This window comes from Streptomyces echinoruber (assembly GCF_014651135.1).
GTDB lineage: Bacteria > Actinomycetota > Actinomycetes > Streptomycetales > Streptomycetaceae > Streptomyces > Streptomyces echinoruber.
Genome location: NZ_BMWH01000017.1, coordinates 87321 through 103244, shown reverse-complemented (window position 1 = coordinate 103244; position 15924 = coordinate 87321). Strand labels below are relative to the sequence as shown.

General features: G+C 74.5%; 10 protein-coding genes. 5 read left to right on the top strand and 5 right to left on the bottom strand.

Annotated elements, in window-relative coordinates:
* Positions 1 to 213 precede the first annotated feature (213 nt).
* The 4 genes from IE225_RS19995 to IE225_RS19980 all read right to left on the bottom strand — a co-directional run bounded on the left by IE225_RS19995 (position 214) and on the right by IE225_RS19980 (position 4880).
* Entirely contained in the window at positions 214 to 2082 is a 1869-nt protein-coding gene (locus IE225_RS19995; protein ID WP_190058932.1) for an anthranilate synthase family protein, read from the bottom strand.
* On the bottom strand, positions 2079 to 2705 hold the full coding sequence (locus IE225_RS19990; RefSeq protein ID WP_190058931.1) for an isochorismatase family protein: 627 nt from the start codon (positions 2703 to 2705) through the stop codon (positions 2079 to 2081). The genes IE225_RS19995 and IE225_RS19990 overlap by 4 nt, the downstream gene beginning before the upstream one ends.
* Positions 2706 to 2731: 26 nt before the next feature.
* The gene (locus tag IE225_RS19985) at positions 2732 to 3532 is read right to left on the bottom strand and encodes a 2,3-dihydro-2,3-dihydroxybenzoate dehydrogenase (protein ID WP_190058930.1); all 801 of its coding nucleotides are present in this window, start codon (positions 3530 to 3532) and stop codon (positions 2732 to 2734) included.
* A gap of 175 nt (positions 3533 to 3707) precedes the next feature.
* Positions 3708 to 4880, bottom strand: coding sequence for a 3-deoxy-7-phosphoheptulonate synthase (locus IE225_RS19980; protein WP_190058991.1), 1173 nt, complete (start codon positions 4878 to 4880; stop codon positions 3708 to 3710).
* A gap of 259 nt (positions 4881 to 5139) precedes the next feature.
* Here IE225_RS19980 and IE225_RS19975 point away from each other — a divergent pair, with 259 nt between their 5' ends.
* Both IE225_RS19975 and IE225_RS19970 read left to right on the top strand, forming a co-directional pair.
* Positions 5140 to 6249 carry a transaldolase family protein gene (locus tag IE225_RS19975; protein ID WP_190058929.1) on the top strand — a complete coding sequence of 370 codons (1110 nt, stop codon included), beginning with the start codon at positions 5140 to 5142 and terminating at the stop codon, positions 6247 to 6249.
* A 33-nt stretch (positions 6250 to 6282) separates the two neighbouring features.
* Positions 6283 to 8160 carry a helix-turn-helix domain-containing protein gene (locus IE225_RS19970; RefSeq protein ID WP_229879793.1) on the top strand — a complete coding sequence of 626 codons (1878 nt, stop codon included), beginning with the start codon at positions 6283 to 6285 and terminating at the stop codon, positions 8158 to 8160.
* A 79-nt stretch (positions 8161 to 8239) separates the two neighbouring features.
* On the opposite strand, the gene IE225_RS19965 is transcribed toward IE225_RS19970, so the two are convergent.
* Positions 8240 to 9394, bottom strand: coding sequence for an IS701 family transposase (locus tag IE225_RS19965; protein WP_190058928.1), 1155 nt, complete (start codon positions 9392 to 9394; stop codon positions 8240 to 8242).
* Positions 9395 to 9873: 479 nt separating this feature from the next.
* On the opposite strand from IE225_RS19965, the gene IE225_RS19960 reads away from it, so the two are divergent.
* From IE225_RS19960 to IE225_RS19950, 3 genes are all read left to right on the top strand, one after another.
* Complete coding sequence (locus IE225_RS19960; RefSeq protein ID WP_190058927.1) at positions 9874 to 10557, top strand: HAD family hydrolase; 684 nt, start codon at positions 9874 to 9876, stop codon at positions 10555 to 10557.
* 979 nt (positions 10558 to 11536) lie between these two features.
* Positions 11537 to 13654, top strand: coding sequence for a glycogen debranching protein GlgX (gene glgX / locus IE225_RS19955; protein WP_190058926.1), 2118 nt, complete (start codon positions 11537 to 11539; stop codon positions 13652 to 13654).
* The gene (locus IE225_RS19950) at positions 13651 to 15810 is read left to right on the top strand and encodes an AGE family epimerase/isomerase (RefSeq protein WP_190058925.1); all 2160 of its coding nucleotides are present in this window, start codon (positions 13651 to 13653) and stop codon (positions 15808 to 15810) included. The genes glgX and IE225_RS19950 overlap by 4 nt, the downstream gene beginning before the upstream one ends.
* The last annotated feature ends 114 nt before the right edge of the window (positions 15811 to 15924 follow it).

The window sequence follows — 15924 nt, the reverse complement described above, 5'->3', positions numbered from 1 at the left end:
TGTTCCTCATCGCGGGGACGGTGGAAGGCCGCCGGAATCCAGAACGCGGGACTCCGGCGTCTCCGGCGTGATCTCGAGGCGAGCGGTGGTGCCGGTGGTGGGGGGTACGAGCCGGGCGGTGGGGGCTCGCCCCGCCCGGGCGGGGCGGTTGCGCGGGCAGGGCAAGGCCCCGGCCCCCGGGGGGAACGGGGCTGGGGCCTTCGGGGGCCGGGGTCAGGAGGTGCGCAGGACGTCCTGGAGGAGGTGGGCCAGGATCGCCGGGCCGTTCTGCGTCAGCAGGGACTCCGGGTGGAACTGGACGGAGGCGAAGCCGGGTCCGCGCAGCGCGTGCACCTCGCGCGAACCGGGGTCGCGGCACACCTCGACCACGCCCACCTCGGGAACCTCCACCTTGTCCTCCGTGCTGCGGGCGGTGAACGTGTTGTAGAAACCCACCCGCTCGCGCCGTCCGAACAGGTCGATCTCCCGCTGCACGCCCTGGTTGGGCACCGCTCGCCGGGTCAGTGCCAGGCCGAGCTCCCGGCTGAGCACCTGGTGGCTCAGGCACACCGCCAGGAACGGCCGGCGCCCGGCCAGCAGCGCCCGCACGGCCGAGCGCAGGTGCGCGATCTTGGGGTGCCGCACGTCCCGCGGATCGCCCGGACCCGGTCCCATCACCACCAGGTCGCAGGCGTCCGTGTCGTACGGTTCGTCGAAGCGGCGCACCGTCACCGACAGGCCCAGCGAGCGCAGTTGGTGGGCGAGCATCGCGGTGAACGTGTCCTCCGCGTCGACGATGAGCACCTCGCGCCCGGTCGCCGCGGCCACCGCCGTACGGTCCGCCTCGGCCAGCCAGAACCCGGCGATCGTCTCGTTGCGGGCGGCCAGCGCGCCGCGCACGCTGGGGTGGTCGGCGAACCGGGCCGGCCGCTCCGCGCCCAGGGCCGCGAGCAGGCCCGCGGCCTTGGCCCGGGTCTCGGCCACCTCGGAGTCGGGGTCGGAGTGGCGCACCAGCGTGGCGCCGACGCCGATGCTCAGCCGGCCGGCGGCGTCGATGTCGGCCGTACGGATCAGGATCGAGGAGTCCAGGGTGCGCCCGCCGGAGGCGTCCCGCCCGATCAGGGCGAGCACGCCGCTGTAGTAGCCGCGGCCCTTCGGCTCGTGCCGGCTGATCACGCGGGCGGCGCTCTCCAGCGGGGAGCCGGTCACGGTCGGCGCGAACAGCGTCTCGCGCAGCACCTCGCGGGGATCGCGGCCGGTCTCGCCCTCGACGAAGTACTCGGTGTGCGCCAGCCGGGCCATCTCCCGCAGGTAGGGGCCCCGGACGCGGACGCCGCTGTCGCAGATGCGGGCCATCATCTTCAGTTCCTCGTCGACGACCATGTACAGCTCGTCGGCCTCCTTGCGGTCGGCGAGGAAGTCCATGACGTCGGGCAGGGAGGGGCCCGCCGCCGGGTAGCGGTAGGTGCCGCTGATCGGGTTCATCACCGCCGTGCCGCCGTGCACGCTGATGTGCCGCTCCGGGCTGGCGCCGACCAGGGTGCGGCCGCCGGTGTGCACCAGGAAGGTCCAGTAGGCGCCCGACTCCTGCTCCATCAGCCGCCGGAAGAGGGTCAGGGCGCCGGCGGGGGAGTAGCCGGTGATGTCGGCGGTGAAGGAGCGCCTGATGACGAAGTTGGCGCCCTCGCCGGTGCCGATCTCCTCGTTGACGACGCGCCGCACGGTCGCCGCGTAGGTCGCGTCGTCGACGTCGAAACGGCCGCCGGCCAGGTGGATCGGGACGTCCGGGATCCGCCGCAGGGCCTCCGGGACCGGCACTGTGGCCTGGTCGGTGACGGTCAGCGCGACCAGCGGGGTGCCGTCGTCGGCGCAGGCGTAGCCGCGCTCCCTGAGCTGCCGGTAGGGCACCAGCACCAGCACCTCGTGGCCGCCGGGGGAGTCCTCGGGCAGCGGGATGCCGGCCAGCGTCTCCGGCTCGCTCACCTCGCCGGCCAGGACCTCCAGGGTCCCGCGGCCGGTGACGGCCGGACGGTGCAGCAGGGCGTAGGCCGGGACCCGCCCGGCCAGGACGCGGCCGAGCAGGTCGGAGGAGGGGCCCGTCATGCGAAAACCTCCTTGGCGGGGATGACGACGGCGCAGCGCCGGGCCGCGTAGTGCAGGGCGGCGCGGTGGTCCCCGGCCGAGAAGTCGGCGACCGCGTCGGCGACGACGAAGGTCTGCAGGTCGTGCGAGAACGCCTCGGTGGCGGTGATCAGCACACCGACGTGCGCGTACACACCGCAGACGACCAGCTGGTCGCGGCCCGCGGCCCGCAGCCGGGCCAGCAGGTCGGTGCGGAAGAAGGCGCTGTAGCGCCACTTGGTGAGCAGCCAGTCGCCCGCACGGGGCGCGAGCTCGTCCACCACCTCCCGGTCGGCCGGGTCCACCCGCATCCCCGGCCCCCAGAAGTCGGCCAGCAGGCCGCGCTGTTCGGGCGTCATGCCGCCCGGCTGGGCGGTGTAGGCCACGGGCACGCCGAGCCGCGCGCAGCGCTCCCGCACCAGGGCGGCGTTGCGCACCAGTTCCCCGCGCGGCCCGTGCTCGGGCAGCGGCTCGAGGAAGTAGCGCTGCATGTCGTGGACGAGGAGCACCGCCCGCCGCGGATCCGGCGTCCAGTCGGCGACGTTGCGGGGCAGCTCGCCGGGCGTCGGCATCGCGTACGGCTCGATCGTCGGTATGCCTGCCATGGGAAGTCCCTTCGGTACGGGCGGTCTCAGGCGCCGAGCGACGCGCCGCCGTCGACGGTGAGCAGGTGCAGGGTGATGTGCGCGGCCCGGTCGGAGAGCAGGAAGGACACCGCGTCCGCGATCTGCGAGGGCCGGGCGATGCGGCCCAGCGGGATGCCGACGCGGAAGGCCTCCGGGCTGCCCTCGACGGTGGCGCGCGGACCGGACTCGTCGTGCCACATCGAACTGAGCATCGGGGTGTCGGTGGAGCCGGGCGCCACCACGTTGCAGCGGATGCCGTGCCGCGCCACCTCCAGGCCCAGACTGCGGGTGAACATGGTGGCCGCCGCCTTCGACGCCGCGTACGCGGCCATCTGGGTGCGCGGCGTCACCGCCGCGTTCGAGGCGACCGTGACCAGCGCGCCCCGGCCGCGCGGGACCATCCGCCGCACCACCGCCCGGCTGACGTGGAAGACCCCGTCGACGTTGACGGCGAAGGTGGTGCGCCAGTCCTCGCCGGTGAAGTCCACCACCTCGCCCAGGCGCAGCACCCCGGCCGCGTTGACCAGCCACTCCACCGGGCCCAGCCGCTGCTCCACGGCGTCCACGGCCGCGTCCACCTGCGCGCTGTCGGAGACGTCCGCGCAAAAGGCCTCGGCGTGCAGTCCGTCGGCGGTCAGCTTCTCCACGGTCTCCCGCAGCGCCCCGGCCTCCCGGTCGACCGCCGCCACCCGGGCACCCTCCTCGGCCAGGGTCCGGCAGACGGCGGCGCCGATGCCGCCCGCGGCACCCGTGACCAGGGCGACGGGCCCGGCCGGCCGCTCGGACTGCTGCTGCTCTTGTCGCATGTGCACAACCTCCTTGGTCGGTTCATCCGCGATCGGTCCGTTTCTCCGCGTCTCTGCGTCTCCGCGTCTCCGCGGTCCCTGCGTCTTCGCGTCACCCGCGTCGTCCGTCTCCTCCGGGGCCTCCGCATCATCCGTGTCATCCGCGTCCTCCGCGGCGGCCTCCGCGACTTCCGCGTCATCCGCGCCAGGCCGAGACCACCGACGCGGCCTGCACCGGGTTCAGCCGGGGGTCGCAGAAGCTCGTGTACTTGTCGCCGACGTGGCCGATGTCGGCCGGTCCGGCGACGCACTCGGTGACGTGGTCGGGGGTGGTCTCCAGGTGCAGCCCGCCGGCGATCCCCCCGGAGGAGCGCACCGCGCACTGGAACGCCTCCACCTCGCGCACGATCGCCTCCAGGAAGCGGGTCTTGAGACCGTCGGGCGCCGGCACCGTGTTGCCGTGCATCGGGTCGGTCAGCCAGATGACCGGGTGGCCCGCCACCCGCACCGCCCACACCAGTGCCGGCAGCCGTTCGGCGACCAGGTCGGCGCCCATCCGGGCGATGAGGGTCAGCCGCCCCGGCTCCCGGTCGGGATCCAGCCGCTCGCACAGCGCGAGCAGTTCACGCACCGTCATGTCCGGGCCGACCTTGCAGGCCACCGGGTTGACCACCTGCGACAGCAGGGCGACGTGCGCGCCGTCCGGCTGCCGGGTGCGCTCGCCGATCCAGGGCCAGTGGGTCGAGGTGAGCAGCAGCCGGCCCGCGGGTTCCCGCCGCACCAGGGGAAGTTCGTAGTCGAGCAGCAGGGCTTCGTGGCTGGTGAAGACGGGCGGGCAGATCTCGGACGGCCGCCTTCCGCCGATCCAGCCCAGGTGGCCCGCCGCCTCCCGGGCCGCGGCGTAGCAGGTCAGCAGCCGGCGCGGGTCGGGTCGGCGCAGCTCCGGGTCGGGCTCGGGGTCGTTGACCATGTGCCCCCGGTAGACGGGGAGTTCGCGGCCCCCGATCACCTCGGTGGGCCTCGAGCGCGGCTTGGCGAACTGGCCCGCCATCCGGCCCACCCGGACCACGGGCCTGTGGGTGATCATCTTCAGGTGGCCGGCGAGCACGTCCAGCAACCCCGCCTTGCGGGCGACGTAGCCCGCGGTGCACTCGGCGGGGTCCTCGGCGCAGTCCCCCGCCTGTACGACATGGGCCCGGCCGGCGGCGACCCGGGCCAGCAGGTCCCGCAGCGCCAGCACGTCGGACACGCCGACCAGCGCCGGGCTGCGCGCCAACTCCTCCCTGACCGGCCGGATCTCCTCGTTCCCGCCCCAGTCCGGCTGCTGTCGTGCGGGCCGCGACCGGACACCGGGCAGATCAACGTCCACGTTCGTCTCCAAGGGGTGGTTCTCCAAGGGGTGGTGTCTTGCGGGTGCTCCTGTGCGACAAAGGGTGTGAGACCGTCGGGAACCGGCCAATGACGCACCGGCGAGTACGTCAGGTGGCCGCCCGGTCCATCAGGTCGCGAGGCCACCCGAAGTGCATTCGTGCGCGGGGGAGTTGACGGAGTATGCGGCTGCACTCGCGGCAGTGCCCGCGGCGGGGCAGGCTGCTCCATCGACTCGTCGACCGCGTCGGGAGGGGGCCATGCCGGACGGAAACCTGCGCCGTCTCGTCCACGAGGGCGTCTCCCCGTGGCTGAACGGGTTCCACCGGGGACTCCTGCGCTCGGGCCGCCTGGTGGACCTCGTGACGCGGGGCCTGCGCGGCGTCACCACCCGGCCCGACCTGCTCGCCGCCGCCCTCGCCGGGGACGCCTCCTACCAGGGTCAGCTGGCCCGGCTGGCCGCCCGCGGCAGCGCCGTCGACGAGGCCCTGCGGGCCCTGCGCGACCTGGACGTCCGCCTGGCCTGCGACGGCCTGGCCGCCACCTACCGGGCCACCGGCCACCGCGAGGGCCTGGTCTCGGTGGACCTCGACCCGCGCCTGGCCCACGACGCCGCGGCCACCGTCGCCGAGGCGGTCCGCGTCCGGGCCGCCGTCGCCCGGCCCAACGCCCTGGTGAAGGTCCCGGCCACCGCCGCCGGACTGGCCGCGATCCGGGAGTGCACCGGGCGCGGCATCGGCGTGCACGTCACCGAGATCTACGGCGTCGGCCGCTACCGCGAGGTCGTCGACGCCTACCTCACCGGGCTGGAACGGGCCCGGCGGGCCGGGCGGCCGCTGGGTGACATCACCTCGGTGGCGTCCTTCCCGGTGCACCGTATTCAGGCCGAGGTCGACGCCCTGCTGGGCGCCTCGAACGCACCGCTCGCCGGGGACCTGCGCGGTGAGGCCGCCCTCGCCGTGGCCCGCGTCCTGTACGGCGCCTACGACGAGGAACTGGGCGGCGCCCGCTGGAGCGCGCTGGCCGCGGCCGGCGCCCGCCCCCAGCGCCTGATGTGGACGGTCGACGGACCCTACGCCCCCGAGCAGGCACGATACGCCGCCCGCCTGGTCGGCTGGCACACCGCGGTGGCGCTTCCGGTGCGCGCCCTGGCCGCCGCCGACCGCGGCGAGCGGCCCCGCGGCGACACCCTCGACGGCCGGCTCGACGCCGGTCTGGGCGTGTTGGACGCCGTGCTGCGGACCGGCCTACGCTGCGAATCGGTCGCCCGGACCCTCGCCGAGCATGGCGAGAAACATCGGGTGCGCGCCTGGGAGGCGCTCCGGGCGGCCGTGGCGCTCCGCCTGCGGGCCCCGGCCGGCGGGCGGTGACCGGCCGGGCACACATGCAAAGGGGGAGGCAGCGTGTCGCAGGAGCCGATGGTGCGGGACACCAGTTCCGCCGTACTGGAACTGCTGGCGGCGGGTGCCCCGGCCGACCGGTTCAGCTTCCTCGTGGAGGACGCCAGGCGGCGCGGGGCCGAGGGCGCGGAACTGGCCGGCGTGGAACGGGCCGCCCGCCTGGGCCTGAGCATCACCTCGCGCTGGGAGCGGCACCGGCGGCGGGAGACCGGCCTGGCCGCGCTGCTGGAGGCGGTGCGCGACCTGGCCGCCGCGCACCAGCCCGAGGACGTCCTGCTGCAGTCGGTCGCCCGCCGGGCCCGCCTGCTGCTCGGGCTGGACCTGGCCTACGTCTGCTACCCCGACGAGGAGGCCGCGCAGGTCCGGGTGCGTGCCGTCGACGGACGGATCGCCCGGCTCGAGGCGGGGCTGACGCTGCCGCTGGGCCGGAGCCCGGCCGGCCTGGCGATGACCGACCCGGTCCCGCTGTGGACCGCCGACTACCTCACCGACGAACGGGTCGAACACAGCACGGCCGTCGACGAGGTGGTCCGCGCCGAGGGGCTGCACACCATGCTGGCGGTGCCCCTCAACCGGCAGACCCGCCCCTTCGGCGTCCTGCACGTCGCCGCCCGCCGCGTCCGCGGCTTCACCGCCGACGAGGTCGCCCTGATGAGCGCCTACGGCGACCTGGCGGGCACCGCCGTGGAACGCGCCCGGGTCCTGGACCGGGCCGCCGCCCTGCGCGAGTCCGGCGACGCCCACGCCCGGCTGCTCCGCCTCGTGCTGGGCGGTGCCGAACTGGGCGAGCTGGCCGAGGAGACCAGCAAGCTCGTCGACGGCGCCGTACGGGTCTGCGGCACCGACGGCGTGCCCCTGGCGACCACCGGCGAACTGCCCGAGACGGCCTGGGAGCAGGCCGAGACCGGCGCGCTGGAGGCGCACGGCTCCTGCCGGCCGGTCCCCGTCGGCCCCGGTCTGTGGGCCGCGCCGATCTGCACCGGCACCGTCGGCCTCGGCACCCTGCTGGTGCGTCTCAACGGGCCGCTCTCCGACGACGGCGCCCAGCTGCTCGGCTGCGCCACCCAGGCCATGGCGGTCCTGCTGCTCCTGCACAACAGCCGCGCCGCCATCGCCGAGGGGCAGGTCCGCGACGACCTGCTGGACGACCTGCTCGCCCATCCGGACCTGTCCGCGCAGAAGGTCCGGGCCCGCGCCCGGCGGCTCGGCCTCGACCTGGCCGGGCCGCACGTGGTCGTCGTCGCCCGGCCGGAGGAGGACAGCACGGGCCGTGCCTCGGTGTGGGCGGCCTCCTACGCCTACCGCCGCAACGGCCTGAAGTGCCTGCGGCACGGCACGGCCGTCTTCCTGCTGCCCGGCAGCGATCCCGGCGACGCGGCCCGCGCCGTCTCCGCCGAACTCGGGCCGCTGCTGCGCCACCCGGTGACGGTCGCGGGGGCCGGCCCCGTCACCGACCCCGGCGCCGTGCGGCACGGCTACCAGGAGGCCGTGCGCTGCCTGGAGGCGATGATCGCGCTCGGGGCCGTGGGCCGGGCCGGGTCGGTGGGCGAACTCGGTTTCCTGGGCCTGCTGCTGTCCGACAGCCGGGACGCCCAGGGCTACATCGGCTCGGTGCTCGGCCCGCTGCTGACCTACGACGAGCAGCGGCTGTCGGAGCTCACGCCGACGCTGGAGGCCTTCTTCGCGGCGGGCGGCAGCCCCACGTACGCCGCGCGGCGGCTGCACGTCCACCCCAACACCGTGGCCCGCCGCCTGGAACGGATCGGCGAACTCCTCGGCCCCGACTGGCAGCAGCCCGCCCGCGCGCTCGAACTCCAGCTCGCCCTGCGGCTGTTCCGGGTCCGCGAACAGCTCTCCGGCGAACCGGCGGGCGGCCGGTGAGGCCCGCGCGGCCGCCGGCCGGCAGGCGCATGGGGTGCGTCCCGCCGGCGGGACGCATCCTGCTGGCGGTGCGCGGCGGTCAGGACGCCTGCCGCAGGTTCTCCTCCGCGCGGAACCGGCCCTCGTCCATCCCGCCGAGCGCGGCCAGCGCGTGCGCCGCCGAGGCGAGGGTGGTGTGGCGGTGCCAGCCGCAGTACGAGCGGCCCGCGTAGTCCCGGATGCCCACCCGCTCGGAGATGTCCCGGAAGTCCCGCTCCACCCGGTCCAGCAGCCTGCTCAGCCGCAGCAGGGCCACCGGGCCCGCCTCCGTCAGGTCGGTCAGCCACAGCTCGGCCGGCCAGGGCCGGCCGCCGTCCCCGACCCCGAGCAGCAGCAGGTCGTCCGTGCCGCGCGGGCCGGCCGCCCGGCCGGTGCCGCGCACGCGCACCGTCGCCACCGGCGCGGTGCGCAGCGCGTGGCCCGGCCCGTGGTCCCGCCACACCACGGGCCGGCGCAGCAGCCCGGCCGCGGCCATGATCTGCCGCGCGGGCAGCGCCTCGGCCACGCCGCGGCCGAAACGCGCCGGATCGGCCGGCGCCAGCCGCAGCACCCCGTCGATCCGGACGAGGTAGGGCACCCCGGCCGAGCGCAGGCGCCGCACCAGGGCCGGGACGTCCATGCCGCGGGCGTCCAGTACCGCGGGGCGGGCGGGCAGTCCCCAGTCGCGGGTGGCGAGCAGGGCCGCCGCCGCGGACTCCTCCGGGGTTTCCTCCCGTACGTCGTCCGGGATCGCTGCCTGTCGCCGGCGTATCCCGTTCTCCAGCCAGTCCTGCGGAATGTGCAGCCGCCAATTGACCGGAACGCTCGTTGCCTGCGCGGCGGCCCACACTCCCACGGCCCGCTGCACGCCGCGGATCTGGCCGAACTGCGGGACGTAGCACCGGTACACGCCCACCGAGTTGCCGCCCGCCTTCGGGATGACCATGGTGTGCACCACGTACGCCTCGGGCAGCGCGGAACGCACCACGTACCGCGCCAGCGCCCTGCGCACCGGCATCCAGTGCCAGGTCGAGTTGGACACGAAATGGTGCAGGCTCTGCTCACGGGCCGAACCGCCCACCGGTGCGGCCATGTTGCGGATCGACTTGCGCCCCTTGGTCGCAAGCAGGCCGCGGATGTACTCCTCGCCCTTCCTGCGCTGGTCACTGCGGGGGAGCGTGGCGAACAACGTGGTTGCGAGTTCGGTGCCGCTCATCGGAATCCCATCTCGGTCATGAGGTCGCTCGGTTGAGCCGGGTCCACAGTGCGCGGCACGTCGTGTCGCGCTCCAGGTGATCCGGACACACCACTGGCGGACCTCGTGGTGGTCCGGCAACCACGGGCGGGCACGGCGGTGGCGGCGCCACCGCGCCCCGCCGCGCGGTGGTGGCCGGACCACCGCGCCGGTGACCGGCACCCGGCCGAGGAGGGAGCGAAGAGGGAGGGAAAGCGTCAACGACGTTCAGACGTGGCTGAATTCCGGCCAATCACCGTGCGTGTACGGGCGACCGGCGCCCGAGGGAATCCCCAGGTGGCCTCCGCCGAAACGGCCCTTCCCGGTCGCCCGCAGTTGGTTGACAGCCGTAGTCGATTCTTCTTACGCTCCGGCGAAAAGTAACCGCTCCGGTCTGCGCGGGTGGCGGCCCGCCGGGGGCGCGTGCCCGCCGCGGCGGGCTTGAGGCGGGGGAAATCGCCATGAATGCCAGGCGTACGGCGTTCTTCTTCCTGGACGTCACGCTCGGAATGGCCCCGAGCGTGACCGATTTCGTGCGCTTCTGGCAGGGTCGGCAGGGCGCGGTGACGGACAACCGCGGCGATCCCCGCTTACTGACCCGGGCCGAGGCGGAGGAGTGCCGGGAGGAACTGCTGGAGGCCGGTCGCGTCTGGGCGGCCGGCCGCGGGGTGTCCGCCGCCTGGGCCGACAGCGTGCTGCCGGAACTGCTGCGCAGACACCGGTTGGCCGGTGACGAACTCGTCCTGGTCTCCACTTCGTTCGCCCCGTGCGTCCGGCCGGTCGCGGAACTCCTCGGCATGCCGAGGGTGTTGTGCGTCGAACCCGCGCTCCCGGACGGCCGGCCCACCCTGGACCGGGCGCCGCGGAGCCGCGCGCTGGCCCAGGCCGTCGTGGAGACCATGATCCTGCTCGGCAGTGAGGCCGCCCGCTGCTTCGGGTACGCCGACCACGCCGACGGCCTGGACATGCTCGCCGTCGTCGGCAACCCCCGCCCGGTGGGCGTCGACCCGGTCCTCCTGCGCACCGCGCGCGAGCGCGGCTGGCTGCCGGTCTCCGTCCGGCGGCGGCTGGGGCCGGTCGGCGAGCCGGATCCCGGCCTCGGCGACCTGGGCCCGCGGCCCGGACCCGGACCCGGCTCGTTCTGAGCGGCCCCGCGGCGGCCCCGAGGCAGCTTCGCGGCGGCCCTGAGGCAGCCCCGAGGTGGCCCCGCGACGAGGCCGGGCGGGCCCGCTCCCGCGCCTTCGGCCGGGTGTCGTGCGGCCGCGTCGGAGGCCGTCGAGCACGGTCCGCACGGCGAGTTGACAAGGTCTCGATGGATTTGACAAGTCGTTTGACTGGCGGTGGACTTCCGGGCTTCCATCTCGTCAGGAGAGCTGGGCGAAGCGGGAAGGCCCGACAGGATCCACGGCAGGTTCCACGGGCCCGACGACTCGCCGGGAGGCGCTCTCCTCCACGACGACGCGCCTCCTCCACGGCGCGTCCCCACGGCGAGGAGGAAGAGGAGGACCCGATGGACCCGATGGACAGCCCGGTGGTGGTGATCGGCGGCTGCGGCCGGTTCGGTCGGCTGGTCGTCGGCAGACCGTCGGAACGCGGCGGGCGCGTCCCCGTGCCCGCCCGCGACGGCTCGGGACACCGGACGGCGGGCGGCACGGCCCGCCCGGCCGCCCCGGCGCGCGGCAGCGCCCCGACCGCGGTGCCCGGAAGGCGCCCGGCGGCATCCGGCCCGCCGCGCCCCGCCCGCCGCGCCGGGCGGCCCGGCCCGCGGCGCGTCCCGTCCGTGCCGTGGCGGGGCCGGGCCCCGGTGGGATGAGCTCCGGGACCGCGCGTCCCCGTGCCGCGACCCTCGCGGGACCACGGGTCCCCGGGTGACCGACGGCGGGATCCGCGCGTCCCGGACGGCGGCCGGCGACACCGGCGCGGCCACCCGCCCTGGGCCTCGCATCCTTGCGGGGGCGTGCCCCGTGTCCGTGCCCCGTCGTGCCGCCGCCGGGACCGCGCGTCCCCGTGGAGCGCCCCCGGACGCCCGTTCCCCCCTCGGGCCGCCCCCGGGCAATCGCACGTTCCCGTGGGGTGGCCCCCTCCCGGTGGCCGACCCGACGACAGAAACCACTCCCGAACGCCATGCAGACTCCACCCTTCCGCAGCGCCGGCCGGGTGACGGCCGGCCATCCGCAGCCGCCGGGCGCGACCCCGGACGAGGCGGGCGTGAACTTCTCCCTCTTCTCCGAGCACGCCGACCGCGTGCAGCTGCTGCTCTTCGACACGGCCGAGGACCCGCAGCCGAGCCGGGTGATCGAGCTGGACCCGGCCGTCCACCGCAGCCGCCCTTTCTGGCACTGCCACGTGGCGGGCCTGCGCCCCGGGCAGATCTACGCCTACCGGGTCGACGGCCCCGACCGCACCCGGGACCCGGGCACCCGCTTCGACTTCCGCAAGGTCCTGCTCGACCCGCGGGCCCGCGCCAACGTCAACACGCTGTGGGACCGGGTGCGCGCCATCGGACCGGGGGACAACTGCGCCCACGCGATGCGCAGCGTGGTCGTCGACATGGACGACTACGACTGGGAGGACGACGCGCCCCCGCGCACCCCGCTGTCCGACACCGTCGTCTACGAGATGCACGTCCGCGGCCTGACCGCGTCCCCCACCTCCCGCGTGCGGCGGCCCGGCACCTACGCGGGCGTCGTGGAGAAGATCCCGTACCTGACCGACCTCGGCATCACGGCGGTGGAGCTGATGCCGGTCTTCGACTTCGACGAACGGCAGGTGCTGCGCACCGGCCCGGACGGCGAGCCGCTGCGCGCCTACTGGGGCTACGACCCCTTCGGCTTCTTCGCGCCGCACTCCGGCTACTGCTCCGACCCCTGCCGCCATCACGCCACCGAGTTCCGCGACATGGTCAAGGCGCTGCACCGGGCCGGCATCGAGGTCATCCTCGACGTGGTGTTCCACCACACCGCGGAGGGCGGCGAGCACGGCCCGACGATCAGCTTCCGCGGCCAGGCCAACGACGCCTACTACCACCTGTGGCCGCGGGACCGCCGTCCCTACATGGACTTCACCGGCCGCGGCAACGCGCTCAACGCCAACCATCCCGCGGTCGCCGGGTTCATCGTCGACTGCCTGGAGTTCTGGGTCCGCGAGTACCACGTCGACGGCTTCCGCTTCGACCGGGCCTCGGAACTCCACCGCGGTCCCGGCGGCTTCGGGATGGCCGCGCCGCCCGTGCTGCGGGGCATCGAGCTGTCCGGCGCGCTCGCCGAGGTGAAGCTCATCGCCGAACCCCGGGACGGCGGCGGCCTGTACCAGGTGGGCCGCTTCCCGGGCCGCCGCTGGGCGCAGTGGAACGGGCCGTTCCGGGACGACGTACGCCGCTTCGTGCGGGGCGACGGCGGCCTGGTCGGCGCCGTCGCCTCCCGTATCGGCGGCTCGCCCGACCTGTTCCGCGGCGCGCACGAACGGCCCACCAGCAGCGTCAACTTCGTCACCTGCCACGACGGCTTCACCCTCAACGACCTGGTCAGCTACGACCACAAGCACAACGACGGCAACGGCGAGGCCAACGCCGACGGGGCGCACGAGAACCACAGCTGGAACTGCGGGGTCGAGGGGCCCACGGACGCCGCGGAGGTGGAGCGGCTGCGGGTGCGCCAGATCAAGAACTTCGCCGCCGTGCTGCTGATCAGCCGCGGCGTGCCGATGATCCTGGCGGGCGACGAGTTCCGCAACAGCCAGCGCGGCAACAACCACGCCCACTGCCAGGACAACGCCGTCTCCTGGCTGGACTGGGACCAGGCGGACAAGGAGACCGAGGTCCGCGGCTTCTTCCGCGGAATGATCGCGGTGCGCCGGCGCTTCCCGGCCCTGCGCGCCCCCGAGTTCTTCAGCGGCCGGACCAACGAGCGCGGCGTCCCCGACGTCTCCTGGCACGGCACCCGGCTGCACCGGCCGGGCTGGGACGACCCGCACGCGCGGGTGCTGTCGCTGACCCTGGCCGGCTTCCACGGGCAGCCGGATGTGCACGTCGTCCTCAACATGCACCGCCGGGGGCTCGACTTCGAGCTGCCGCACATCGCCGGCCACCGCTGGTTCCGCGTCGTGGACACGGCCCGGCCGGCCGGCGAGGACGTCCTCGCGCCCGGCGCGGAGGTCCCCGTCCAAGGCCGCGTCCTGCACGCCCACGGACACAGCGTCGTACTGCTCATGACACGCCCTGACCAGGGAGGAACACACTCATGAGGGCGCCCGAGACCCGCCGTTCCTACAGTGACAGCGTCGCCGGCTACATCACCGTCCACGAGCCCGCGCACGAGCGGTTCGGCCTGCGGACCACCGACGGGCGCGAGTTCACCGTCCACCTCGACGGACTGCTCGGCTCGCAGATCGTCCGCAACCTCGGGGAGCCGCCCCGGGACACCAGCGCCGCCACCCTGGACATGCTCGTCGAGGGCCGCTACGTCTTCGTCCACGGCATCTTCTACGAGTGGACCGGCGGCATGCGCATCGAGGCGCGCACCCTGACCTTCCCCGAGCGGCGGCGCGGCAGTTACGTCTTCGAGGATCCCGACTGGTGGATCCGGCAGGCGCGCGAGATAGCCGACTTCTACCTGCGCGGCCAGTTCCCCGACGGCATCCCCGACTGGCGCCGCTTCCGCACCCGGCTGACGCTGTGCGGGACCCACCTGCCGGAGTTCGCCGGAGAGAACGTGCGCCAGGAGGCGGACACCATCTCCCGCCTGGTCTACGCGCTGGCCACCGCCTACCTGCTCACCGGCGAGGACCGCTACCTGGAGGCCGCCGAGTCCGGCACCGAGTACCTGCGCGAGCACATGCGGGTGACCGACGACCGCGAGGGCATCGTCTACTGGTACCACGGCATCGACATCACCGACTCCGGCCGGCGCAAGGTGTTCGCCTCCGAGTTCGGCGACGACGTCGACGCGATCCCCATGTACGAGCAGATCTACGCGCTGGCCGGCCCCACCCAGACCTACCGGATCACCGGCGACCCGCGGATCGCCGAGGACATCGACCGCACCGTGGAGCTGTTCCGCCGCCACTTCAAGGACTACGTCCGCGGCGGCTACTTCTCCCACCTGGACCCGGTGACCATGGACCCGCGCGCCGACACCCTCGGCCACAACCGGGCCCGCAAGAACTGGAACTCGATCGGCGACCACGCCCCCGCGTACCTGATCAACGCCTACCTGGCCACCGGCCGGGCGGACTTCGCCGACATGCTGGAGGAGACCGCCGACACGATCGTGCGGCACTTCCCGGACGAGTCCGGCAGCCCGTTCGTCCAGGAGCGCTTCCACGAGGACTGGAGCCCGGACCGCACCTGGGGCTGGCAGCAGGACCGCGCGGTGGTCGGCCACAACCTGAAGATCGCCTGGAACCTGATGCGCATCCACAGCCTCGTGCCCAAGCCCGAGTACCGCGCGCTCGCCGAGCGGATCGCCCGGCGCATGCCGGCCGTCGGCAGCGACCGCCAGCGCGGCGGCTGGTACGACGTGGTGGAGCGGCGCCCCGACCCCCGCTTCGGCGACCACCGCTTCGTCTGGCACGACCGCAAGGCCTGGTGGCAGCAGGAGCAGGCGATCCTCGCCTACCTGATCCTGGCCGGCGTCACCGGCGACGCGGAGCACCGGCGCCTGGCCCGGGAGGCGGCGTCCTTCTACAACGCCCACTTCCTCGACTACCAGGACGGCGGCGTCTACTTCAACGTGCTCGCCAACGGCATCCCGTACCTGCTCGGCACCGAACGGCTCAAGGGCAGCCACTCCATGGCCGGCTACCACGCGCTGGAGCTGTGCTACCTGGCCGCCGCCTACGGCAACCTGCTGCTCGGCGGCAACCCGCTCACCCTGCACTTCCGGCCGCTGCCCGGGGCACTGCCCGACCGCACCCTGCGGGTCGCGCCCGACCTGCTGCCCGAGGACTCCGTGCGGCTGTCCAGGGTGTGGATCGACGGTGAGCCGCACGAGGACTTCGACGCCAAGAACCTCACCGTGCGGCTCCCGCCCGCGCCCCGGCGGCTCAGGGTGCGGGTGGAGATCGAGCCGGCCGACGTGCCGGTGCGCATCTCCGGCGGCCGCGAGGGCCGCACGGCACGCATCACCTGCGAGGGCGTCCTGGGCCGGGACAGCCTGGAGAAGCTGCGGCGCACGCTGGCCGAGGCGCTGGCGGACGAGCCCGAACGGGTGGAGTTCGACATGTGCCGGGTCACCGACATCGCCCGCGAGCCCATCAACGAGCTGCTGTTCCAGCGCACCAAGACCGGCCTGCACGTCGACTTCGTCATCGTGGGCGACGCCCCGCCGGAGGTGACCCGGGCGCTCGCGGCCACCGACGCCTTCCTGACGGAGCGGCACGCGCGCTGCGCCGCCGGGTGACCGGCGGCCGGTCCCGCCCCGCCGTCCCCGCCGCCCCGCCTCACCCCTCCCACCGCGACCTGCCGCGAGCACCCGCGCCCGGCACCGCCCGCTTACGGCGCGGCTTCGCCTGCC

What these genes read in the sequence shown, in the direction of transcription:
- IE225_RS19995 (WP_190058932.1), bottom strand. Translation starts at nt 2,082, where the DNA reads ATGACGGGCCCCTCCTCCGACCTGCTCGGCCGCGTCCTGGCCGGGCGG.
- IE225_RS19990 (WP_190058931.1), bottom strand. Translation starts at nt 2,705, where the DNA reads ATGGCAGGCATACCGACGATCGAGCCGTACGCGATGCCGACGCCCGGC.
- IE225_RS19985 (WP_190058930.1), bottom strand. Translation starts at nt 3,532, where the DNA reads ATGCGACAAGAGCAGCAGCAGTCCGAGCGGCCGGCCGGGCCCGTCGCC.
- IE225_RS19975 (WP_190058929.1), top strand. Translation starts at nt 5,140, where the DNA reads ATGCCGGACGGAAACCTGCGCCGTCTCGTCCACGAGGGCGTCTCCCCG.
- IE225_RS19965 (WP_190058928.1), bottom strand. Translation starts at nt 9,394, where the DNA reads ATGAGCGGCACCGAACTCGCAACCACGTTGTTCGCCACGCTCCCCCGC.
- IE225_RS19960 (WP_190058927.1), top strand. Translation starts at nt 9,874, where the DNA reads ATGAATGCCAGGCGTACGGCGTTCTTCTTCCTGGACGTCACGCTCGGA.
- glgX (WP_190058926.1), top strand. Translation starts at nt 11,537, where the DNA reads ATGCAGACTCCACCCTTCCGCAGCGCCGGCCGGGTGACGGCCGGCCAT.
- IE225_RS19950 (WP_190058925.1), top strand. Translation starts at nt 13,651, where the DNA reads ATGAGGGCGCCCGAGACCCGCCGTTCCTACAGTGACAGCGTCGCCGGC.